This window comes from Providencia sp. PROV080, from assembly GCF_033688105.1.
Taxonomy (GTDB): domain Bacteria; phylum Pseudomonadota; class Gammaproteobacteria; order Enterobacterales; family Enterobacteriaceae; genus Providencia; species Providencia zhejiangensis.
This window is the reverse complement of record NZ_CP096346.1, coordinates 3,551,313-3,573,195: the sequence shown is the minus strand read 5'-3', so window position 1 is coordinate 3,573,195 and position 21,883 is coordinate 3,551,313. Positions and strand designations below refer to the sequence as shown.

Annotated in this window: 21 protein-coding genes; 16 read left to right on the top strand and 5 right to left on the bottom strand. The window is 42.6% G+C overall.

Annotation, left to right across the window (positions count from 1 at the left end; genetic code table 11):
* Positions 1-90 precede the first annotated feature (90 nt).
* Entirely contained in the window at positions 91-444 is a 354-nt protein-coding gene (locus M1F03_RS16075) for a DUF2500 domain-containing protein (protein ID WP_196713644.1), read from the top strand.
* A gap of 2 nt (positions 445-446) precedes the next feature.
* Here the strand turns inward: M1F03_RS16075 and M1F03_RS16070 are convergent, their stop codons facing one another.
* Positions 447-734 carry a DUF1145 family protein gene (locus M1F03_RS16070; RefSeq protein ID WP_154624047.1) on the bottom strand — a complete coding sequence of 96 codons (288 nt, stop codon included), beginning with the start codon at positions 732-734 and terminating at the stop codon, positions 447-449.
* Entirely contained in the window at positions 724-1,326 is a 603-nt protein-coding gene (gene rsmD / locus M1F03_RS16065) for a 16S rRNA (guanine(966)-N(2))-methyltransferase (protein ID WP_195848179.1), read from the bottom strand. The genes M1F03_RS16070 and rsmD overlap by 11 nt, the downstream gene beginning before the upstream one ends.
* Before the next feature lie 218 nt (positions 1,327-1,544).
* Here rsmD and ftsY point away from each other — a divergent pair, with 218 nt between their 5' ends.
* From ftsY to rpoH, 4 genes are all read left to right on the top strand, one after another.
* Complete coding sequence (ftsY, locus tag M1F03_RS16060) at positions 1,545-3,671, top strand: signal recognition particle-docking protein FtsY (RefSeq protein ID WP_251464691.1); 2,127 nt, start codon at positions 1,545-1,547, stop codon at positions 3,669-3,671.
* A 6-nt stretch (positions 3,672-3,677) separates the two neighbouring features.
* Positions 3,678-4,343, top strand: a complete 666-nt coding sequence (gene ftsE, locus M1F03_RS16055) for a cell division ATP-binding protein FtsE (RefSeq protein ID WP_154624100.1) — start codon at positions 3,678-3,680, stop codon at positions 4,341-4,343.
* The gene (ftsX, locus tag M1F03_RS16050; RefSeq protein WP_154624099.1) at positions 4,336-5,313 is read left to right on the top strand and encodes a permease-like cell division protein FtsX; all 978 of its coding nucleotides are present in this window, start codon (positions 4,336-4,338) and stop codon (positions 5,311-5,313) included. The genes ftsE and ftsX overlap by 8 nt, the downstream gene beginning before the upstream one ends.
* A gap of 212 nt (positions 5,314-5,525) precedes the next feature.
* On the top strand, positions 5,526-6,401 hold the full coding sequence (rpoH, locus tag M1F03_RS16045; RefSeq protein WP_154624098.1) for an RNA polymerase sigma factor RpoH: 876 nt from the start codon (positions 5,526-5,528) through the stop codon (positions 6,399-6,401).
* A 77-nt stretch (positions 6,402-6,478) separates the two neighbouring features.
* Here the strand turns inward: rpoH and M1F03_RS16040 are convergent, their stop codons facing one another.
* Together M1F03_RS16040 and panM are read right to left on the bottom strand one after the other, a co-directional pair.
* Complete coding sequence (locus M1F03_RS16040; RefSeq protein WP_154624097.1) at positions 6,479-6,865, bottom strand: VOC family protein; 387 nt, start codon at positions 6,863-6,865, stop codon at positions 6,479-6,481.
* A 4-nt stretch (positions 6,866-6,869) separates the two neighbouring features.
* Positions 6,870-7,274 carry an aspartate 1-decarboxylase autocleavage activator PanM gene (panM, locus tag M1F03_RS16035; RefSeq protein ID WP_251464690.1) on the bottom strand — a complete coding sequence of 135 codons (405 nt, stop codon included), beginning with the start codon at positions 7,272-7,274 and terminating at the stop codon, positions 6,870-6,872.
* A 382-nt stretch (positions 7,275-7,656) separates the two neighbouring features.
* Between panM and M1F03_RS16030 the strand changes: the two genes are divergently transcribed.
* From M1F03_RS16030 to livF, 5 genes are all read left to right on the top strand, one after another.
* On the top strand, positions 7,657-8,766 hold the full coding sequence (locus tag M1F03_RS16030; RefSeq protein WP_154624095.1) for a branched-chain amino acid ABC transporter substrate-binding protein: 1,110 nt from the start codon (positions 7,657-7,659) through the stop codon (positions 8,764-8,766).
* A gap of 89 nt (positions 8,767-8,855) precedes the next feature.
* Positions 8,856-9,782, top strand: coding sequence for a high-affinity branched-chain amino acid ABC transporter permease LivH (gene livH, locus M1F03_RS16025; RefSeq protein WP_154624094.1), 927 nt, complete (start codon positions 8,856-8,858; stop codon positions 9,780-9,782).
* Positions 9,779-11,062 carry a high-affinity branched-chain amino acid ABC transporter permease LivM gene (locus M1F03_RS16020; protein WP_154624093.1) on the top strand — a complete coding sequence of 428 codons (1,284 nt, stop codon included), beginning with the start codon at positions 9,779-9,781 and terminating at the stop codon, positions 11,060-11,062. Before livH ends, M1F03_RS16020 begins: the two co-directional genes overlap by 4 nt.
* The gene (gene livG, locus M1F03_RS16015; RefSeq protein WP_269204881.1) at positions 11,059-11,838 is read left to right on the top strand and encodes a high-affinity branched-chain amino acid ABC transporter ATP-binding protein LivG; all 780 of its coding nucleotides are present in this window, start codon (positions 11,059-11,061) and stop codon (positions 11,836-11,838) included. Before M1F03_RS16020 ends, livG begins: the two co-directional genes overlap by 4 nt.
* Positions 11,838-12,539: a high-affinity branched-chain amino acid ABC transporter ATP-binding protein LivF gene (gene livF, locus M1F03_RS16010; RefSeq protein ID WP_154624092.1), complete on the top strand. Its 702-nt coding sequence runs from the start codon at positions 11,838-11,840 to the stop codon at positions 12,537-12,539. Before livG ends, livF begins: the two co-directional genes overlap by 1 nt.
* A 94-nt stretch (positions 12,540-12,633) precedes the next feature.
* Here the strand turns inward: livF and M1F03_RS16005 are convergent, their stop codons facing one another.
* Entirely contained in the window at positions 12,634-13,632 is a 999-nt protein-coding gene (locus M1F03_RS16005; RefSeq protein ID WP_251464689.1) for a hypothetical protein, read from the bottom strand.
* Between the two features lie 639 nt (positions 13,633-14,271).
* Here M1F03_RS16005 and hutU point away from each other — a divergent pair.
* From hutU to M1F03_RS15975, 6 genes are all read left to right on the top strand, one after another.
* A complete protein-coding gene (hutU, locus tag M1F03_RS16000) occupies positions 14,272-15,939 on the top strand; it encodes a urocanate hydratase (RefSeq protein ID WP_163863035.1) in 1,668 nt (555 codons plus the stop codon).
* 51 nt (positions 15,940-15,990) lie between these two features.
* Positions 15,991-17,175, top strand: coding sequence for a CaiB/BaiF CoA transferase family protein (locus tag M1F03_RS15995; protein WP_154623624.1), 1,185 nt, complete (start codon positions 15,991-15,993; stop codon positions 17,173-17,175).
* A complete protein-coding gene (locus M1F03_RS15990) occupies positions 17,172-18,311 on the top strand; it encodes an acyl-CoA dehydrogenase family protein (RefSeq protein WP_196713639.1) in 1,140 nt (379 codons plus the stop codon). The genes M1F03_RS15995 and M1F03_RS15990 overlap by 4 nt, the downstream gene beginning before the upstream one ends.
* Before the next feature lie 265 nt (positions 18,312-18,576).
* Positions 18,577-20,019 (top strand): purine-cytosine permease family protein, encoded by a 1,443-nt coding sequence (locus M1F03_RS15985; protein WP_154623626.1) that lies wholly within the window; start codon positions 18,577-18,579, stop codon positions 20,017-20,019.
* 135 nt (positions 20,020-20,154) lie between these two features.
* A complete protein-coding gene (locus tag M1F03_RS15980; RefSeq protein ID WP_251464688.1) occupies positions 20,155-20,910 on the top strand; it encodes an electron transfer flavoprotein subunit beta/FixA family protein in 756 nt (251 codons plus the stop codon).
* 14 nt (positions 20,911-20,924) lie between these two features.
* Positions 20,925-21,875: an electron transfer flavoprotein subunit alpha/FixB family protein gene (locus M1F03_RS15975; RefSeq protein WP_251464687.1), complete on the top strand. Its 951-nt coding sequence runs from the start codon at positions 20,925-20,927 to the stop codon at positions 21,873-21,875.
* The last annotated feature ends 8 nt before the right edge of the window (positions 21,876-21,883 follow it).

Genomic DNA, 21,883 nt, shown 5'->3' with positions numbered 1-21,883 from the left:
TTCAAATTAGTGAAGTAACTATGGTGGTGTTCCTTCTGTGTGATTAAGATAAACTATACTGACGAACACTTTAAGCACAATGTTAAATTTATGAATAAACCTATTCTGTTATTTATTGTATTAGCAATTATTGCTGTCTTAGCAACAAAGCGTTTTTTCGACCAACGAAAGCAAAATGAGATCAATGATAACGCCTTACCTGTCAGTTATTTGGTCATTGTTGATAGCAAAAAAGATTACCCTTACCCAAATATGCGTTCTCGAGAAAGGGATGTGGTATCACCAGAAACGTTTCGCTATGAAGTGTATTTTAAGCCACTAAATAATACAGAAGTAATTAAAGTTATTGTGAATGAGGCCCAGTATCAAAGCATTGAGAAAGGTCGTCGGGGCACTTTGCGCTTGAAAGGAACTCGCTTTCTCAGTTTTGACCCCGACGAATAGGATTACTGTTTTTTCTTTGCTTCTTCTAAGGCATGTTTTTGTTTTTTCTGCATTGCCAGCATCTCAAAGACACCAAAGAAAAAAATGCGTGTTTGCAGCCATCCTGAGAGTTTTTCGCCTTTGGCGATGGTTGCTTTTAAGAAGATCGTTTGCAGTGCATGCATAAAAATCATAAACACCATGGCGATATCCATAAAATATTTCAAAGGTTTGGGAAATGGATGAATTAAATTAAATACCATAAAACCCCAAACACAAATCATTAGCACTCGGCCTGCATTAATTAGCATGGCTTGTTTCCTCAATTGAATGACGAATAAATAAACGGTATGCCACTTGACCCGCAATTTTTTCTCGATGAAGTTGCCAGTTAGCAGGAATGTCAGTGAGTGGTGACTCCGCTTCTGATTCAACATATATCCAGCTTTCATTTGCTAGCCATTGGTTTTTTTCTAATAATCGAATTGTTTCGTTTAGTAGGCCTTTACGAAAAGGCGGGTCAATAAACACAACATCAAAGGGAGTGCCTAGTTTATTGAGTACTTCAAGGCTATTACCATTGATAATGTTTGCGTTATTGGCTTGTAAACGAACTTTATTTTCAGACAGTAATTGTACGTTTTTTTTATCTAGTTCGATAAATGTAACGCTATCGGCGAACCGCGATAATGCTTCGAATCCTAATGCACCACTGCCAGCAAAACAATCAAGACAGCGGGCTTCGCGTACGATAGGCATTAGCCAGTTAAATAAAGTTTCTTTAATACGATCTGTTGTAGGACGTAAGCCTTCACTATCACGAACGGGGAGCTTTCTCCCTCGCCATTTGCCACCAATGATGCGTATCTGACCTAAAGAGGCGCTTTGTGGTTTTTTTGCCATAATATCCATTGCTGCTCAGTTTGGTTGAGCTTTGAAAAACGAGTTGTCTCTATTGTAGCGCGCCATTTTCACAGTTTTAACTTAAAAAATCAGATTAAATTGTCATGATTTTTCTTTCAGATATGTGTTGTGGCGTGATGAAATGATAGACTGCATGTAATTTTATTGCGATTTAATTATTAAGCGCCATGTTTTTACCGCGAGGAGTGTAGTGGCTGATGGCTAAAGACAAGAAAAAAGGCTTTTTCTCATGGTTGGGTTTTGGTCGTAAAGATGAAAAAGAAACTCAACAACAAGAAGCAGAACAACAAAAAGTAGATGCTGCGAAAGAGAGTGAGCAACCAAAACATGCAGATGATGCTGCTGTTCAAGCAGCAGAAAAAGAGGCTGAACGTCAGTATCAGGCTAAGAAAGCAGAAGAGCTAGCGGCAATTAAAGCGGCGGAAGAAGAAGCAGAGCGTCAGCATGAGTTACAGCAAGCCGCGCTCAAAGCGGCGCAAGAAGAAGCGGAGCGCCAACGTCAAACTGAGCTAGCGGCAATTAAAGCAGCGGAAGAGGAAGCAGAGCGTCAGCGCCAAGAGGCTGTGCGCTTAGCGGAGGAAGAGGCGGAGCGCCAACGTCAAGCTGAGTTAGCCGCAATCAAAGCAGCGGAAGAGGAAGCAGAGCGTCAGCGCCAAGAGGCTGTGCGCCTAGCAGAGGAAGAAGCGGAACGCCAACGTCAAGCTGAGCTGGCGGCGATTAAAGCAGCGGAAGAGGAAGCAGAGCGTCAGCGCCAAGAGGCTGTGCGCTTAGCAGAGGAAGAGGCGGAACGCCAACGTCAAGCTGAGCTAGCCGCAATTAAAGCAGCGGAAGAGGAAGCGGAGCGTCAGCGCCAAGAGGCTGTGCGCTTAGCGGAGGAAGAGGCGGAACGCCAACGTCAAGCTGAGCTGGCGGCGATTAAAGCAGCGGAAGAGGAAGCAGAGCGTCAGCGCCAAGAGGCAGCGCGCTTAGCGGAGGAAGAGGCGGAGCGCCAACGTCAAGCTGAGCTAGCGGCGATCAAAGCAGCGGAAGAGGAAGCAGAGCGTCAGCGCCAAGAGGCAGCGCGCCTAGCAGAGGAAGAGGCGGAGCGCCAACGTCAAGCTGAGCTAGCGGCGATCAAAGCAGCGGAAGAGGAAGCGGAGCGTCAGCGCCAAGAGGCAGCGCGCCTAGCAGAGGAAGAAGCGGAGCGCCAACGTCAAGCTGAGCTAGCGGCGATCAAAGCAGCGGAAGAGGAAGCGGAGCGTCAGCGCCAAGAGGCAGCGCGCCTAGCAGAGGAAGAAGCGGAGCAACAACGCCAAAAGGAAGAACAGGCGAATCTAGAGGCTCAAGATATTGTTGCGTTACGTGATGAAGTGCTTAATTCGCAAGAGAGTGAGCCTGAGCCAACGGAACAAGAAAAACCGAAGAAAGAAGGTTTCTTTAGCCGTTTAAAGAAAGGCTTATTAAAAACCCGTCAAAATTTAGGTTCTGGTTTTCTTGGACTGTTTACAGGTAAGAAAATTGATGATGATCTTTTTGATGAGTTAGAAGAACAGTTACTGATCGCTGATGTTGGGGTTGAAACAACACGCAAAATCATTGATAACTTAACGACACATGCTAGCCGTAAAGAACTAAAAGACGCTGATGCGTTATACAGTAGATTACGTGAAGAAATGTCTGATATTTTAGTTGGTGTAGATAAACCGCTAGTCATTGAAGACAAGAAACCCTATGTTATTCTTATGGTTGGGGTCAATGGTGTTGGTAAAACAACGACGATTGGTAAATTGGCCCGCCAGTATCAATCTGAAGGTAAAACAGTCATGTTAGCGGCTGGAGACACTTTCCGTGCTGCTGCGGTTGAGCAATTACAAGTTTGGGGAGAAAGAAACCATATCTCTGTGGTTGCACAACATACCGGAGCGGATCCTGCATCGGTTATTTTCGATGCGATTCAATCCGCTAAAGCGAAAGGTGTCGATGTTCTCATCGCCGATACCGCTGGTCGCTTACAAAATAAAGCGCATCTAATGGAAGAGCTGAAAAAAATCGTCCGAGTGATGAAAAAATTGGATGAGGAAGCGCCACATGAAATTATGTTAACACTGGATGCCAGTACTGGACAAAATGCTGTCAGTCAGACAAAACTTTTTAATGATGCTGTAGGTCTGACAGGTATCACATTGACTAAGCTCGATGGCACAGCAAAAGGTGGGGTGATCTTCTCTATTGCTGATCAATTCGGTATTCCTATTCGTTATATCGGTATTGGTGAGGGTATTGAGGACTTACGTCCATTTAAAGCCGATGACTTTATCGAGGCTCTATTTGCCCGAGAGGAATAATTTTCGATGATTCGCTTTGAACATGTCAGTAAAGCTTATCGCGGTGGCCGACAGGCTCTCCAAGGGGTAGATTTTCATTTACAACCTGGGGAAATGGCGTTTTTAACTGGTCACTCAGGTGCAGGTAAAAGTACCTTACTGAAACTCATTTGTGGTATTGAGCGCCCAAGTGCAGGGCATATATTGTTTAATGGTCACGATATCAGCCGTCTAAAAAATCGGGAGATCCCATTTTTGCGTAGGCAAATTGGAATGATTTTTCAAGATCATCACCTGCTATTTGATAGAACCGTTTATGACAATGTTGCGATGCCACTGATTATTTCGGGTGCGAGCTCAGAAGATATTCGTAGACGAGTATCAGCTGCATTGGACAAAGTGGGTCTACTCGATAAAGCGAAAAATTTTCCTATTCAGCTATCAGGCGGTGAACAACAACGTGTAGGTATCGCGCGAGCGGTTGTGAATAAACCGACGATGTTACTTGCGGATGAGCCGACGGGAAATCTCGACGGTGAACTATCTGAAGGCATTATGCGCTTATTCGAAGAGTTTAACCGAGTTGGCGTAACGGTGTTAATGGCCACTCATGATATTGCTTTGATTGAGCGTCGTAACTACCGTGTGCTTACCCTAAGTGAAGGAAGAATGATAGGAGGTCAACATGGCTAAAAACGTTCGTAAAGCTAAGTCTGAACGTCCTATGCAGTCAAAGAGTAAAGCACTAAAAGGGGGATGGCGAGAGCAGTGGCGTTACGCTTGGTTGAATACCTTGGCAGACATGTTAAGGCAACCTTTGGCAACGTTTCTCACCGTGATGGTTATTGCAATTTCGCTCACTTTGCCAAGCCTGTGTTACATCGTCTGGAAGAATGTGTCTCAAGCCGCTGAACAATGGTATCCAACGCCTCAGTTGACGGTTTATCTAGATAAGTCATTAGATGAACAAGGCGGTCAAAACGTGGTAACACAATTACAAGCGCTTGATGGTGTAGACCATGTAAACTATTTATCACGTGACCAAGCAATGAGTGAATTCCGTAGCTGGTCTGGATTTAGTACTGCGCTTGATATGCTTGAGGAAAATCCATTACCTGCTGTTGCGATCATTACCCCAAAAATTGATTTTCAGGGGTCGGATGTGTTGACCACATTGCGTGACCGCGTCAGCCAAGTCCATGGTATTGAAGAAGTGCGCATGGACGATAGTTGGTTTTCTCGCCTTGCAGCCTTGACTCAGCTGGTAGGGCAAGTTGCTTCAGTCATTGGTATTTTAATGATTGTTTCACTATTCCTAGTCATTGGTAATAGCGTTCGACTCAATATTTTTGCCCGTCGAGATACTATCAATGTGATGAAACTTATTGGTGCAACTGATGGCTTTATCATGCGACCGTTTTTACATGGCGGTCTATTGATGGGGGCATTAGGCGCGGTAATCTCATTGATTATGTCAGCACTGCTCGTTTGGAAATTGTCGGCTGTCGTCACTCAAGTCGCCAGCGTTTTTGGTACGCAATTTCATATCGAAGGATTGCTATGGGAAGAATCATTGCTGGTGATATTGATGTCAGCCATGATTGGGTGGGTCGCAGCGTGGTTAGCAACGGTACAGCATTTGCGCCATTTCACACCTGAATAATCGTCTATTCTATCGGCATGGTTTCCCACTGTGCCGATAAAAAACCAATATTGCAGGGAACTTTTCTCTTCCTAACGTGTCTGACATAGACTGTAGTAATCACATAAGTGTAATTTATTTAACTCAATAAAACTGGTAGACTACGGTTTACTTAATCTTGTATTTCGCATCGAAGTAATCCCTTTTTTTATTATTTTTCAAAGAGGATCTGAATGACCAAAGACATGCAATCATTAGCACTTGTTCCGCAAGGGAGTATTGAAGCTTATATGCGGGCTGCCAATGCTTATCCTATGCTAACCGCTGAGGAAGAAAAGGAACTTGCTGAACGGCTGCATTACCATGGTGATCTGGATGCGGCAAAGCAGCTGATCTTATCGCACTTACGTTTTGTGATCCATGTTGCTCGTAGCTACGCAGGTTATGGCCTACCGCAAGCAGATTTAATTCAGGAAGGGAATATCGGCTTAATGAAAGCCGTTCGTCGTTTTAACCCTGAAATCGGTGTTCGCCTAGTCTCCTTTGCAGTCCATTGGATCAAAGCTGAAATTCATGAATATGTGTTGCGCAATTGGCGTATTGTTAAGATTGCCACAACTAAATCTCAGCGTAAGTTATTTTTTAATTTGAGAAAAAATAAAAAACGCCTTGGTTGGTTTAACCAAGATGAAGTTGATATGGTTGCTAAAGAGTTAGGGGTTAGCACCAAAGATGTACGTGAAATGGAATCACGTATGGCTGCACAGGATATGGCTTTTGATATGTCTGACGACGATGACAGTGGTGACTTAGGTCAACCGGTTGCACCTGTCTTATTCTTACAAGATAAATCATCGGATTTTGCTGGTTCTATCGAAGAAGATAACTGGGAAAGTCATGCAACCGATCGTTTAACGGAAGCATTAGAATCGTTAGATGAACGTAGCCAAGATATTATTCGTGCGCGTTGGCTTGATGACGACAATAAAACCACATTGCAAGAGTTGGCTGATAAGTATGGTGTTTCTGCCGAACGAGTACGTCAGCTTGAAAAAAATGCAATGAAAAAGTTGCGCGCTGCAATGGAAGACGACGAAGAAAGCGATTAGATTTTACCTTCCTTTTTTCTTGTTACTGCATTTATTGCTGTCATGATGATGACGCAATAAATGCAGAAAATACAATATCATTCGCTATACAATTCAAGAGGAAGCCCATCAGGATCAGCAAAAAAAGTGAATCTTTTTTGTGTGTAAGGATCTCGTCTTGGCGCTTCACAAATCACATCATGTTGTTTCAAATAGTCTATCCATTTATCAAGGTCGTCTACGCTAAAAGCTAAATGCCTTAAACCACAGGCCTCAGGATAGCTCAGTCTGGCTGGTGGGTTAGGAAAGCTAAATAACTCAATTTGGTATTGATCATTTAACGCTAAATCGGCCTTCCATGAATTCGAGTCTGACCGATAATGTTCTTCTAATAAGGTTAAGCCAAGAATTTGGCAGTAAAAATGCTTACTGACAGAGTAATTAGAAGCGATGATCGCAACGTGGTGGAGCCGTTTTAATTTCATTGTATTACATCCGTTTTTCCCATAGGTCATTTTCTGGTGTCGGTGTAAAACCACAGGCGAATAAAAAGGACGTCATGACTGCTTTCTGTTCTTCATCTATCTCTTTTAAACTAAATCCCCAATGCGTCACCTGAGCCTCTTGACGACAAATTTCATTAAGTAAATAAAGCCCAACGCCACGTCGGCGAGTCACCTCACGCACGAGGAAATGATAAATGGTGCTTTGTTGATGATCGACTTTAATTTTTGCGGCGGCTAATAAGCGATCATTAAAACGCGCGGCATAAATTTTTTCGCCAGATTGAAGTAAAGTCTGGATCTGATGTTGATTCTGGTCTGGCCAGATTTTGTACAGGTCAAGATATTGTTGGTCAGTAGGATCAACCACGGGAATAATTGTTAGTTTCATAATACTTCTATCTATTTCCTTGCTTATTTTTCAGTCACTCCTATAGACAGAGTGATCTGTAGCCGATTTTTTGATTTTAGGGATAAAGATTTCGTCTTTGTAGATCTTCCGAGTTTAGCTCGGATTAATTTAAATTTAACTAGAATATAACACTGGCATTTATCTAAAACCCACTCATTAACGATAGATTTTTATTCTGCTTATAACGTAATTACCTACCATATCCATTTGCTATTTAGCATATTTATCTTGTTTAATATCATGAAATATATAGCCTTATTAGCTATGTTATTAAAATTCATAGCACTCGATGGTGCTGACTATAATAATCTACTATAAATCAAACACAAACACTCAGAACCATAGAGATGGGGACGACAGAATGAAAAATATTAATAAAGTATTACTGGCAGGATCTATTGCGATGGCATTTAGCCAATCAGTATGGGCTAAAGAAGTGAAAATTGCCGTCGTTGGTGCTATGTCTGGTCCTGTTGCTCAATATGGCGATATGGAATTTACGGGCGCACGTCAAGCTGTTGCAGATATTAATGCAAAAGGCGGCATCAATGGCGACACCTTAGTTGCCGTTGAATATGATGATGCATGTGACCCAAAACAAGCTGTTGCGGTTGCGAACAAAGTGATTAATGACGGTATCCGTTATGTGATTGGTCACCTTTGCTCTTCTTCAACACAGCCTGCTTCTGATATTTATGAAGATGAAGGCGTTATCATGATCACCCCAGCAGCAACCAATGCGGATTTAACCACACGCGGTTATCAAATGATTATGCGTACCACTGGCCTTGATTCAGACCAAGGACCAACAGCTGCAAAATATATTATCGATGATATCAAACCAAAACGTATTGCGGTTGTTCATGATAAGCAGCAGTACGGGGAAGGTTTAGCACGTTCTGTGCGTGAAAACCTGAACAAAGCCGGTGTTAAAGAGGTTATGTTTGAAGGTATCACCGCAGGTGATAAAGATTTCTCCGCACTTGTGGCAAAACTGAAAAAAGAGAATGTCGATTTTGTCTACTTTGGTGGCTATTACCCTGAAATGGGACAAATTTTGCGTCAAGCGAAACAGTCAGGTTTAAATATCCGCTTTATGGGGCCAGAAGGCGTCGGTAACTCATCACTGTCAAACATTGCAGGAGAGGCTTCCGAAGGCATGTTAGTTACACTGCCTAAACGTTATGACCAAGTGCCGACTAACCAGCCTATTGTTGATGCTATTAAAGCGAAAAAAGAAGATCCTACCGGTCCCTTTGTTTGGACAACTTATGCCGCCATTCAAGGCCTAACCACAGCAATGGAACGTACGGGAAGCCGTGAACCCGAAGATCTCGTGAAAGATCTAAAAGCCAATCCAGTCGATACTGTTATGGGGTCATTAACTTGGCAGCCAAATGGGGACCTGAAAGGCTTTGAATTCGGTGTATTTGAGTGGCATGCGGATGGTACATCCACTGCAGTGAAGTAGTTCCACTATTCAGACTATGAACCGGAGGTTAGTTTACTCACTTCCGGATTCTATTCTGTTTAGGGAAGGTAGTATGAAAGGATAGTCCTATGTCAGATCAAATTCTTTATTTTATCCAACAGTTCCTGAATGGCTTAACGTTAGGCAGCACTTATGCCTTGATCGCGATTGGCTACACGATGGTGTATGGCATCATCGGTATGATCAACTTTGCACATGGTGAAGTCTATATGATTGGCAGCTACGTGTCTTTCATTGTGATCGCGGGCTTGATGATGTTAGGTATTGATGTCGGTTGGATCCTGATTGCCGCTGCTTTTGTCGCCGCCATTGTGGTGTCAAGTTCCTATGGTTGGAGTATTGAGCGCGTTGCATACCGACCTGTTCGCCATTCTAAACGATTGATTGCACTGATCTCTGCGATCGGTATGTCAATTTTTCTCCAAAACTATGTCAGCCTATCACAAGGCTCACGTGATCTGGCACTACCGAGTCTGATTACGGGACAGTGGGTTTTAGGTGAAAGTGATGGCTTTGAAGCCACCATTACAAAAATGCAACTGACCATTTGGGTGGTGACGCTATTAGCGATGTTGGCACTGACTTTATTTATTCGCTATTCACGTATGGGAAGAGCTTGTCGTGCTTGCGCTGAAGATTTAAAAATGGCCAGTTTGTTAGGTATTAACACAGATCGTGTTATCTCATTAACCTTTGTCATTGGTGCCACGATGGCCGCGGTGGCAGGCGTATTACTCGGTCAATTTTATGGGGTTATTAATCCTTATATTGGTTTTATGGCGGGAATGAAAGCCTTTACTGCCGCAGTATTAGGTGGGATTGGTAGTATTCCTGGCGCTATGCTTGGTGGGTTAATTTTAGGTGTTGCTGAAGCAATGACCTCGGCTTATTTAAGCACCGAATATAAAGATGTTGTGTCATTTGGTTTATTGATTGGTGTGTTGTTGATCATGCCAACCGGCATTCTGGGACGCCCGGAGGTCGAAAAAGTATGAGAAAAGAAAATTGGATTAACGCCATTGTTGCTTCGGTGATGTTCTTTATTCTGGCCGTCTTTATGATGGGGCTACAATTAACCCTTGATGGTACAAAATTAGTCGTATCCAGTGGGGATTCTGTTCGTTGGAATTGGATCTTTGCGGGAATAGCGGTGATCTTTGTTTTTCAACTAATACGCCCATCATTAACGAGAGTGTGGCAGGGCGTTCCTAAAAAATCGTGGTCAATTCCTGACTTTGATGGTTCAACAACGAGGCAAAAAATCCTTGCGGTGGTGATTATTATTGCCGCAATTATTTGGCCTTTTATTGTGTCTCGGGGGAGCGTGGACATCGCCACACTGACATTAATTTATGTGATGTTAGGGCTGGGTTTGAACGTCGTTGTAGGGCTATCTGGGCTATTGGTTTTAGGCTATGCAGGCTTCTATGCTATTGGAGCTTATACTTTTGCATTGCTTAATCATTACTATGGTTTTGGTTTTTGGGAAAGTTTGCCAATTGCTGGTCTTACGGCGGCTTTAGCCGGTTTTTTATTGGGTTTTCCTGTATTAAGGTTACGAGGAGACTATTTAGCGATTGTGACCTTAGGGTTTGGTGAAATTGTGCGTATTTTATTGCTCAATAACACGGAAATTACAGGGGGGCCAAATGGTATTAGCCAGCTACCGAAACCCACCTTTTTTGGTCTAGAGTTTAGCCGTTCAGCAAAAGAAGGTTGGGATACCTTCCATAACTTCTTTGGTATTGACTATAGCGCCGGCGATAGGATTATTTTCCTCTATTTTGTTGCGTTACTTTTAGTGGTATTGACGTTATTTGTCATTAATCGATTATTACGTATGCCATTAGGACGTGCTTGGGAAGCTTTAAGAGAAGATGAAATTGCTTGTCGTTCTCTCGGTTTATCACCAACGAAAATTAAGTTAACTGCATTTACAATTAGTGCGGCTTTTGCGGGATTTGCGGGAACATTATTTGCTGCACGACAAGGCTTTATTAGTCCGGAATCCTTTACCTTTGTGGAGTCAGCCTTCGTATTAGCGATTGTCGTACTTGGTGGCATGGGATCGCAAACATCGGTGATATTAGCAGCAATTATACTGGTTGTTTCTCGTGAGATGATGCGAGATTTGAATGCTTACAGCATGCTGCTGTTGGGGGCATTAATGGTGCTAATGATGATTTGGCGTCCACAAGGGCTGCTACCCATGAAACGTCGCCAAATGAAGTTAAAAAATGCAGAGCAATTAGCGAATGAGGGGGAGAAAGCATGAGTGCATCTATGACCCCTCTGTTGCAAGTTAATGGGCTTACTATGCGTTTTGGTGGACTTTTAGCCGTCAACAACGTTGAGTTGACTTTAAACCAAGGCGAAATAGTCTCTTTAATTGGTCCTAATGGAGCGGGTAAAACAACGATTTTTAATTGTTTAACGGGTTTTTATAAACCGACCAGTGGGGCAATTTTATATCGTGAAAAGCATTTAGAAGGCTTATCGGGTCAGGCTATTGCGCGTCTAGGCGTCATTCGAACGTTCCAACATGTGCGTTTATTTAAAGAGATGACGGTGATTGAGAACCTTTTGGTGGCTCAACATCAACATTTAAAAAGCGGTATTTTTTCTGGCTTGCTGAAAACCCCTGCATTTCGCCGAGCTGAATCAGAAGCGATTGATAATGCAGTCAAATGGTTGGAACGAGTCGACCTATTGCCATTTGCAAATCGTCAAGCGGGGAACTTAGCTTATGGGCAGCAACGCCGGTTAGAAATAGCACGTTGTATGGTGACGCGACCTGAAATTTTAATGTTGGATGAGCCTGCCGCGGGCTTAAACCCAAAAGAAACGAATGACCTTGATGAGCTGATCGCTGAATTACGTTCTCATTATCAAGTGTCTATTTTGTTGATTGAACATGATATGAAGTTAGTGATGGGGATTTCAGATCGCATTTATGTTGTCAATCAAGGTACACCTTTGGCCGACGGCACGCCTGATCAAATTCGTCAGCACCCTGATGTGATTAAAGCTTATCTGGGGGAGGCTTACTAATGTTAGAATTTAAACAAGTTTCTGCCCACTATGGAAAAATACAAGCATTACATCAAGTCAGCTTGAATATTCAAAAAGGGGAAATTGTCACACTCATTGGAGCAAATGGGGCTGGTAAAACCACATTGTTAAGTACGTTATGTGGTGATCCGCGGGCTTCTGAAGGGAAAATTCTTTACCGAGACGTGGATATTACTCAACTACCGACCGCTAAAATTATGCGCGAGGATATCGCATTAGTGCCTGAAGGGCGTCGTGTATTTTCACGAATGACTGTCGAAGAAAATTTGGCTATGGGCGGCTTTTTTGCGAATAGGCAGCAATACCAAGAGCGTATTGAACGTGTTTATACGTTGTTTCCTCGCTTGCATGAGCGGCGTAGTCAACGTTCTGGCACAATGTCTGGTGGTGAACAGCAAATGTTAGCCATCGGTCGTGCTTTGATGAGCCAACCGGAATTATTGCTTCTTGATGAGCCTTCCCTTGGCTTAGCCCCAATTATTATTATGCAAATTTTTGATACTATTTTGCAGTTACGTGAAGAGGGCATGACTATCTTTCTTGTCGAGCAAAATGCAAATCAGGCACTAAAGCTAGCAGATCGCGGGTATGTGCTTGAGAATGGACGTATTGTGCTGGAAGATAGCGGCAAAGCTTTACTTGCTAATGAAGCCGTACGTAATGCCTATTTAGGCGGATAACGACAATGAGACGTCGGTGTGATTGAGATAACCGACGTCTTCCCCAGCGAGGCACAATAATTGATAAGATACAGTTGATGAGTCTTATTTTTAATTAACGTTTAATGTTGACCGTTAATGGGTCATTAACATACTTCATGATAAATTGATTTTTCTTTTTATACAGAGTAATAACACTCGCTGTTGACGTTTTTATTTTGATATTTGAATACGATTGCTTATTTTTAATATTGATGAGTTCAAAGCATTTATTACTGGTCACTTGATAGGTCGTTTCATAAATATCCGCTAACTTTTGTTTGAGTAATAAAACAGAACCATTATTAAGATCCCTTAATAAGAGATGATCGACTAGCACCTTAACGGGCATTTCTTGTAATTTATTTTGGTCTTCAAGCACACGGTATGTTTGGATAATATTCTCTACATCCATGTCTAATATTGAAGAGAGATTTCTTAATCCTTGAAAACCAAACTCACTATCGATAGCGTTAGATGAGGCGACTTTCCCTATGTTTATCTCATGATTATTCACTCCATCTAGGCAGAGTAGTTTATATTGAGATTTATCAATAATGAGTTTATCCAGTGTCTTTCGCAGATCGTCTTGATAAGTTTGCTCAATAAATTTCATAATAGGTAATGTGTTGCTGGAAAAACGATTGGCAACATCTTGTGATGTTGTGATTCTAATTGTTTGATTTTTATCAGTAATATAATTTAAGCGAAATCGCTGAATATCGCTTACGAATGAAATGGGGGGTTTTTCATTGATTTTAAAAGATATTATTTTAAATGAGTAGTTTTCTGGTTTTATGGTGTATCGATAGTTTTCAGACCGACACAATGCAGAAATAGATTGGCTAGAGAGGGTTCGGTGTTGTTGTGTTTCTACCGCCTGAGTGATATGGCTAAAATAGCTTGCTGGTGGATAAAATATTTCATTGAGATGGGGGATATGTTGCTGTGGCTTCTTTTTAAAAAAAGGGAAGCTAAATAAATTTTGTGCAGTGATCTTAGATATTTTTCTAGGCTCAACAGCTCTATTGTTTAACGTTGTAATATCCATGACTGCTTTATTTGAAACTCTCACTGAGGCTATTCCTTTATGATTAATGCTATTTTATTAAAAGGTGTTATTGATGACTTTTTATTGAATGATTAATGGCCTTAATTTATTTTTCAGAGTTTGGGTTTTATATTATTTACTATTTATTAAATTAGAAATAATTGTAATCTTTTTGAATAAACTGATATTGCAAAAAATAATGAAACTCAATCAATTTTCCATTGATTGAGAGAATGCTCGTGTTTAGAAATAGAGTTGCCATGCTAGTGACAGCTTGTTGTGAGCCAGTAATGTGAAGCACTTCGCATTTCAGCTATTTGTTTATGTCTAGCGAAGTGCTCAATTGTCTATACATTTTGTTGTGAATAAATAGCGAGTTAACCTTTGTTGTATAGTTGCTCATCCTCTTTCTATCTAATCTTTATACAAAAATTCAAATTTAAATGTATATACTTTGTGAATTAAATGTATATATATTTAAAGGCAAGTCGAAGACGAATCCTCCGGAGAGGATAAAAACCAGCACTGAAAATACCACTAACAATTTGATTATATGCGTTTTTTATCCAAAAGGGATTTTTACGTGATAAGTAATGACTCATTATAAACATCATTTATTGTTGTAAAAATGTTAAGTAAAATAAAGAAATAGAGGATACAGCAATGCTAAACCGTACTGACTCTACACGTGTTATCCGCGCTCCACGTGGCAGCGAGAAAACTTGTAAAAGCTGGCTCACTGAAGCCGTGTACCGCATGATCCAAAACAACTTAGATCCTGATGTGGCTGAACATCCACAAAGCTTAGTCGTGTACGGTGGAATTGGTCGTGCAGCTCGTGATTGGGAATGTTATGACAAAATTTTAGAGGTATTAAAAACACTCGAAGATGATCAAACTTTACTTGTGCAATCTGGCAAACCTGTTGGTGTTTTTCCAACTCATCCGGATGCACCTCGTGTATTAATTGCTAACTCAAATATTGTCCCTCATTGGGCAAATTGGGAATATTTCAATGAGTTAGATAAAAAAGGTTTGATGATGTACGGTCAAATGACCGCGGGTTCTTGGATCTATATAGGTTCACAAGGCATTGTTCAAGGTACCTATGAAACCTTTGTTTCTTTAGCTAAACAGCATTTTAAGGGTAACCCTGCGGGTCGTTGGATCCTGACCGGTGGTCTCGGGGGAATGGGGGGCGCTCAACCTTTAGCAGCGACAATGGCCGGTTTTAGCATGATTGCCGTTGAATGTGATGAAAGTCGTATCGATTTTCGCCTAAGAACTCGATATGTCGATAAAAAAGCCACATCACTGGATGAGGCATTGCAATATATTGAACAAGCCAAAAATGACGGCAAGCCTGTTTCTGTCGGTTTATTAGGAAATGCAGCCGATGTCTATAGCGAATTAGTTAAACGTAACATTATTCCTGACTCTGTTACCGACCAAACGAGTGCACATGACCCTGTTCATGGTTATTTACCTCAAGGCTGGACATTAACACAATGGCGTGAAAAGCAAAAAACAGCACCGGCTGAAGTCACGAAAGCGGCTAAGAAAAGTATGGCGGTACAGGTTGATGCGATGTTAACCATGCAAAAACGCGGCTCCGCGGCATTTGACTATGGGAATAACATTCGTCAAATGGCTAAAGATGAAGGTATTAGTAATGCCTTTGATTTTCCGGGCTTTGTTCCGGCCTATATTCGCCCTCTATTCTGTGAAGGCATCGGGCCATTCCGCTGGGTTGCTTTATCTGGCGATCCTGAAGATATCTATAAAACAGATCAAAAAGTAAAAGAGTTAATTCCTGACGATAAGCATCTGCATAATTGGCTGGATATGGCTCGTGAACGCATTGCATTTCAAGGTTTGCCAGCACGTATTTGTTGGGTTGGTTTAAAAGATCGTGAAAGACTCGGTCGTGCGTTTAATGAAATGGTAAAAAATGGTGAGTTGAAAGGGCCTATTGTTATTGGCCGTGATCACTTGGATTCAGGCTCTGTGGCAAGTCCACACCGCGAAACAGAATCAATGAAAGATGGCTCGGATGCGGTCTCTGATTGGCCTCTATTAAATGCGTTATTGAATACCGCGGGAGGCGCAACATGGGTCAGCCTGCATCATGGTGGTGGTGTAGGAATGGGCTTTTCCCAACATGCTGGTGTGGTCATTGTTTGTGATGGGACAGATGCCGCAGACAAACGTCTGGCTCGTGTTTTACATAACGACCCTGCGACTGGGGTGATGCGTCATGCTGATGCGGGTTATGACATTGCCATTAACTGCGCAAAACAGCAAGGGCTGAACTTACCGATGGTCAAGTAGCGCTTTTGGCCAGCCTTATTTGAGGCTGGCTCGTTTTATAAGGATATCAGTATGAAAATGGTGTCAACACAAAAAAGAGCAGGGCCATTATCAGGGATCAAAGTGATCGATCTCAGTCGTGTGCTTGCAGGGCCTTATTGTACAGGCATGATGGCTGATCTAGGTGCTGAAGTGATCAAAATAGAAGTGCCTGACCATGGTGATGACAGTCGTCATTTAGGTCCCTTTATTGAGGGTGAAAGTGTTTATTACGGGCTGATCAATCGAGGAAAGCGCAGTATTGAGCTTGATCTTAAATCCGAGAACGACCTAGAGATCTTATATCAACTCGTGAAAGAGAGTGATGTGGTCGTCGAAAATTTTCGACCGGGTGTTACGGCAAGATTGGGAATTGATTTTGACAGTTTGAAACAGCATAACCCTAGACTTATCTATGCCAGCATATCTGGCTTTGGGCAAGATAGTCCACTTGCCAACTATCCTGCTTATGACATTGTTGCACAAGCAATGTCAGGATTAATGAGTGTAACGGGGTTTCCTGAAACAGGCCCAACACGTAGTGGGGAGTCGATAGGGGATGTCTGTGCTGGCATCTTTGCTGCTTGGGCGATCAGCAGCGCCTTGTTTGCGCGAGAAGCTCACCAAGAACATGCTCAATATATTGATGTTGCGATGGTCGATGTGCTGTTGAGTATGCAGCTGACAGGACTATCAAATCTATTTGCACACGGTCAAGCGCCGGGCTTAGTGGGAAATCGTCATCCTGTTTCAACACCTTTTGATACCTATCAAGCACGAGATGGGCAAGTTGTTATTGCTATTGCCAGTGAAAAGCTTTTCCAACGTTTCTGTGAGTGTATGGGGCGGCCTGAACTACGCAATGATCCTCGCTATAAAGATGATCCAACGCGAACCCTTTACCACGCGGATCTTAGAAAAGAAATCGAACATTGGACATCACAAAAAACGGTTGAAGAAGTGTGTGAGCAACTGCTAAACGCAGGGGTGCCTGCTTCACCGATCCAAAATTTGCAGCAAGCGACACAAAGCGAACATGCAAAGGCTCGTCAAGTTCTCACTTACCTTGATGATGGTGGAACCCCGTTAGTATCTCAACCTGTTTTCTTTAATGGTAGCAAGCCGCGAGCCATGCAAAGAGCACCTCGCTTGGGCGAAGCCAATCATGCTTATAAATCAGCCAATATAACAATTAAAAATGCGGAGGCAATACAATGAGCTTTCAAATAGATGAGACAGAACAAGCAATTGTCGATGCTGTTGAAAAGGTTTGTCGTGACATTCTGCAAGTGAATGCACAACGTTATGATGAGACAGAAACTTTTTGTGCGGAAAGTTTGGCTGCTCTAGGGGAGATGGGATGTTGGGGGATCAATTTACCTGAGCAATATGGTGGGTTCGGCATTGGTAGTATTGCGATGAGTATGATCGTCGAAGCCGTAGCGGCCGCTTGCGCATCAACTTCATCCGCGTTAACGGCTCATTTCCTTGCAACAGATTCGATCCTAATAGGGGGTACCGAGGAGCAAAAACAGTATTGGTTACCTAAAGCGGCAAGTGGTGAGATGTTAGGCGCTTTTGGTCTGACAGAACCCGCAGCAGGATCAAATCCAGCAGATATGCGCACTGTCGCTACCCGAGAAAATGGAGGCTGGCGAATTCGCGGAAATAAACATTATATTACCAATGCTAAAGAAGCTGATTTTATTGTCTTATATGCCAAAACAAACCCAGAAGCCGGTGCCCGTGGTATCAGTGCATTTATGATCCCTAAAGGTACTGAGGGTGTTGAGTTTTCTTCCCCAGAAAAAACCATGGGGCTACGTGGGAGTACAATCTATGAGCTTGCATTGAACTGCTGGTTGCCTGAGTCGGCCCTATTAGGCGAAGAAAATAAAGGCTTCCATACAGCCATGGAAGTCTTAGATAAAGGGCGTGTTGAAGTGGCAGCCACGTCATTAGGGATCGCTCGTGCAGCGATGGAATGTGCTTTAAATTGGGTTAAAGAGCGTCAAATCGGTAAAAAGCCATTAGCGGCTTATCAAGGCACCCAGTGGCGTCTTGCAGATATGCACACACAGTTAGAAGCAGCGCGTATGCTGACTTGGCATGCGGCAGAGTGCCGTGACTCAGGAGAGCGTTTTAGTTTGCAATCCGCAACAGCAAAATTATTTGCCGCGGAGTGCGCTGGCTTTGTGACCGATGCGGCATTACAGCTGCATGGTGGCTACGGTTATATTCGTGATTTACCTTTAGAACGTTATGTACGTGATGCACGCATTTTACGAATTTTTGAAGGCACTTCAGAAATTCAAAAGATCATTATTTCGCGAGCGGTTTTAGATTCGGTTTAATCGTGAAAGATGAATACGCTGGTGGATGGACAGGATCAACCAGTAATGAATAAAAACTGCAATAGGATGAACGACCTGATAACAGGATCATGGAATTAAAAACACAACAACAACCAGGTTTAAGAATGTATTTCAATTTTTAATGGCGGGCTGTTTATAAAAACATAATAACGTCCGACTTAGCGTCTAATGGCTGTACCCTACAACAACCATTATGACAAATTGGTTCATTCTTTAAGCCAGCCTTGCTTAAAGAGGAGTTACCATGACAGTTTCAAACGACATAACCGCAGACAAAAAACATCGGCAGGATAATGTTCCTTTAATCGAAGCACGATCAATAGACTATATTCCTGAGTCGGAACGCCACGGGACATTATCGAGCCAATTTACCCTTTGGTTCGGTGCCAACTTACAAATTACGGCTATCGTGACAGGGGCATTGGCTGTCGTGTTAGGAGGTGATGTATTTTGGTCATTAATTGGTTTATTTATTGGCCAATTGTTGGGGGGAGCTGTTATGGCATTGCATGCCGTGCAAGGGCCAAAACTCGGACTGCCACAAATGATCTCAAGTCGTGTTCAGTTTGGTGTATATGGTGCGGTGATCCCAATACTGTTAGTGTGCATGATGTACGTCGGTTTCTCTGCTAGTGGTACCGTATTGGCAGGGCAAGCTGTTGGGCAATTACTGAATGTCAGTGATTGGGTAGGAATTTTGATCTTTGGTGCCGTGATCATCGCAATCACGATCTGTGGTTATCGAATCATTCACATGTTAGGTAAAGCGGCGAGTGTGATTGGTGTGATCGCCTTCTTCTACCTATTTTTCCGCTTATTCTATATGAATGATGTGTCGGTTTTATTGGAAAATCGCCATTTCAGTTGGACTAACTTCTTACTCGCGATGTCTTTGTCGGCATCATGGCAAATTGCCTTTGGTCCTTATGTTGCGGACTACTCTCGTTATCTACCGACAAAAACACCAACCATTAAAGCATTTTTAGCGGTAGGTTCGGGAACGGTTATTGGAACTCAAGCATCAATGATCTTAGGGGTCTTTGCGGCGGCCCTAGCAGGTAATGCATTTGCGGGTCATGAAGTTGCCTATATTGTTGGTCTTGGTAGTACTGGACTGATCGCAGCATTACTCTATATCAGTATTTTCTTTGGTAAGGTGACGATCACTGCACTTAATGCGTATGGCAGTTTTATGTCAATGGCGGCTATTTTCTGTGGCTTCCGTGGTAAGCAGCAAATTTCTCGTGGTCAAAGGTTGTTTTTCATCATCTTGATGGTGAGTTTTTCGACGGTTCTCGGTCTGGCTGGACAACACTCGTTCTTAAAACTATTTTCAGCCTTCTTACTGTTTTTACTCGCATTCTTTACACCATGGAGTGCAATCAATCTTGTGGATTACTACTGGGTAACGAAAGGACGTTATGACGTCCCTGAATTATCAAATCCTAATGGTCGTTATGGGCGTTGGAATAAAGTGGGCATTATTACCTATGTGATTGGCGTCCTCATTCAACTGCCTTTTATTGCAACCGGTTTCTATACAGGGCCTTTGGTTGAGCAACTGGGGGGCGTTGATATCTCATGGATTGTTGGCTTAGTGGCTACCAGTATTATTTACTATGCAGCAATTAAAATATGGCCAATGTCAGTAGCGGACAGATTGATACTGCCATCATCAAATGCATAACCCATAGCAAATAAATATAAGTAACAAATAACGTTAAAACAAAAATAAGCGGGAATATTAGCAGTGAAATAATCACTGCTAAGGATCCGCTCAGCCTGAAAAACATCTTCTGGCAGAGAGTAATTAGGAGTCTTTATGAAAATTTTAGTGGCTGTTAAAAGAGTTATTGATCACAACGTTAAAGTTCGTGTGAAAGCGGATGGCTCCGGTGTGGAATTAGCGAATGTCAAAATGGCGATTAATCCTTTCGATGAAATTGCAGTTGAAGAAGCTGTCCGCCTGAAAGAAGCTGGTAAAGCGAATGAAATTGTTGTGGTATCAATAGGGGATAACAGCGCCCAAGAAACGTTGCGTAGTGCGATGGCAATCGGAGCTGATCGCGCAATTTTAATTCAAAGACCTTATGATTTAGTGCTAGAACCTCTCGATATTGCTCGTTTATTGCAGCAAGTGGTCATCGCTGAACAGCCTGATTTAATTCTGCTCGGTAAACAGGCGATTGATAATGATTGTAATCAAACAGGGCAAATGCTAGCGGCATTACTTAAATGCGCGCAAGCAACCTTTGCGTCTTCCATTGAAGTTGAAGGCTCATCATTACAGGTCACACGTGAAATTGATGGTGGTTTAGAGACGCTGTCTTTACCGCTACCTGCGGTCGTAACAACCGATTTACGTTTGAATGAACCTCGCTATGCAACACTGCCTAATATTATGAAAGCGAAGAAAAAGCCGCTTGAAATACAAGACATCTCTGAAATGAATTTTACCCCATTAGGGCAGGTAAAAATATTGACCGTGACTGAACCGAAAAAGCGATCAGGCCAGTGCACATTGTTTAATGATGTCAATGCATTAATCAGTGAATTACAAGCAAAAGAAGTCATTTAATCGGGGGAATCATCATGAGCCAATTATCCATATTAGTTATGGTTGAACACGATAACCAAACAATTAAATCTTCAACGTACCATAGTGTGACTGCCGCAAAACAGATGTTATCAGGGCAAGGACTGCTGCATCTGCTTGTTGCAGGACATCAATGTAAGCAGGTGGCAGAGCAAGCGGCAACGATCGCGGGTGTTGAAAACGTGATCCTCATAGATAACAGTGAGCTCGCTCACCCGCTTGCTGAAACTGTGACTGATGCCGTGATTGCGGTTGCTGAAAACTATAGCCATTTAGTATTTCCTGCCACAACCTACGGTAAAAATATCGCTCCACGTGTTGCAGCAACGTTAGGCGTTGCACAAATCTCTGACATTACTGAAGTGATTAATGCACAGACTTTTGTGCGTCCTATTTATGCAGGTAACGCATTAGCAACGGTACAAAATAATGGTCAGCAAGTTGTATTAACAATCCGTAGTTCCGCTTTTTCTGGTACGACTGAAACGCAAAGTCCAGCTGCCATTGAAGAATGCACTGTTAATCATTTTAGTCCGTTATCTCAATTAAAAAGCCAATCATTAACGCAAATGAGCCGAGCTGAATTGAGCTCAGCTAAGGTCGTGATATCAGGCGGTAGAGGCTTAAATTCGAGTGAAAACTTTGCGCTGCTTGAAACTATCGCTGATAAGCTTGGGGCCGCGGTTGGTGCATCGAGAGCTGCCGTTGATGCAGGTTATGTACCGAATGATTATCAAGTTGGGCAAACCGGTAAGATCGTTGCGCCCGATCTCTATATTGCGGTAGGAATATCAGGTGCGATCCAGCACATAGCAGGTATGAAGGAGAGCAAAGTGATCGTGGCGATAAATCGCGATCCAGAAGCACCAATTTTCCAATTTGCTGATTATGGCATTGTGGGTGATCTATTCGAGATCTTACCTGAATTTGATAAAGCGTTGGCTTAAAGGGGGGA

What these genes read in the sequence shown, in the direction of transcription:
- M1F03_RS16075 (WP_196713644.1), top strand. Translation starts at nt 91, where the DNA reads ATGAATAAACCTATTCTGTTATTTATTGTATTAGCAATTATTGCTGTC.
- M1F03_RS16070 (WP_154624047.1), bottom strand. Translation starts at nt 734, where the DNA reads ATGCTAATTAATGCAGGCCGAGTGCTAATGATTTGTGTTTGGGGTTTT.
- rsmD (WP_195848179.1), bottom strand. Translation starts at nt 1,326, where the DNA reads ATGGCAAAAAAACCACAAAGCGCCTCTTTAGGTCAGATACGCATCATT.
- ftsY (WP_251464691.1), top strand. Translation starts at nt 1,545, where the DNA reads ATGGCTAAAGACAAGAAAAAAGGCTTTTTCTCATGGTTGGGTTTTGGT.
- ftsE (WP_154624100.1), top strand. Translation starts at nt 3,678, where the DNA reads ATGATTCGCTTTGAACATGTCAGTAAAGCTTATCGCGGTGGCCGACAG.
- ftsX (WP_154624099.1), top strand. Translation starts at nt 4,336, where the DNA reads ATGGCTAAAAACGTTCGTAAAGCTAAGTCTGAACGTCCTATGCAGTCA.
- rpoH (WP_154624098.1), top strand. Translation starts at nt 5,526, where the DNA reads ATGACCAAAGACATGCAATCATTAGCACTTGTTCCGCAAGGGAGTATT.
- M1F03_RS16040 (WP_154624097.1), bottom strand. Translation starts at nt 6,865, where the DNA reads ATGAAATTAAAACGGCTCCACCACGTTGCGATCATCGCTTCTAATTAC.
- panM (WP_251464690.1), bottom strand. Translation starts at nt 7,274, where the DNA reads ATGAAACTAACAATTATTCCCGTGGTTGATCCTACTGACCAACAATAT.
- M1F03_RS16030 (WP_154624095.1), top strand. Translation starts at nt 7,657, where the DNA reads ATGAAAAATATTAATAAAGTATTACTGGCAGGATCTATTGCGATGGCA.
- livH (WP_154624094.1), top strand. Translation starts at nt 8,856, where the DNA reads ATGTCAGATCAAATTCTTTATTTTATCCAACAGTTCCTGAATGGCTTA.
- M1F03_RS16020 (WP_154624093.1), top strand. Translation starts at nt 9,779, where the DNA reads ATGAGAAAAGAAAATTGGATTAACGCCATTGTTGCTTCGGTGATGTTC.
- livG (WP_269204881.1), top strand. Translation starts at nt 11,059, where the DNA reads ATGAGTGCATCTATGACCCCTCTGTTGCAAGTTAATGGGCTTACTATG.
- livF (WP_154624092.1), top strand. Translation starts at nt 11,838, where the DNA reads ATGTTAGAATTTAAACAAGTTTCTGCCCACTATGGAAAAATACAAGCA.
- hutU (WP_163863035.1), top strand. Translation starts at nt 14,272, where the DNA reads ATGCTAAACCGTACTGACTCTACACGTGTTATCCGCGCTCCACGTGGC.
- M1F03_RS15995 (WP_154623624.1), top strand. Translation starts at nt 15,991, where the DNA reads ATGAAAATGGTGTCAACACAAAAAAGAGCAGGGCCATTATCAGGGATC.
- M1F03_RS15990 (WP_196713639.1), top strand. Translation starts at nt 17,172, where the DNA reads ATGAGCTTTCAAATAGATGAGACAGAACAAGCAATTGTCGATGCTGTT.
- M1F03_RS15985 (WP_154623626.1), top strand. Translation starts at nt 18,577, where the DNA reads ATGACAGTTTCAAACGACATAACCGCAGACAAAAAACATCGGCAGGAT.
- M1F03_RS15980 (WP_251464688.1), top strand. Translation starts at nt 20,155, where the DNA reads ATGAAAATTTTAGTGGCTGTTAAAAGAGTTATTGATCACAACGTTAAA.
- M1F03_RS15975 (WP_251464687.1), top strand. Translation starts at nt 20,925, where the DNA reads ATGAGCCAATTATCCATATTAGTTATGGTTGAACACGATAACCAAACA.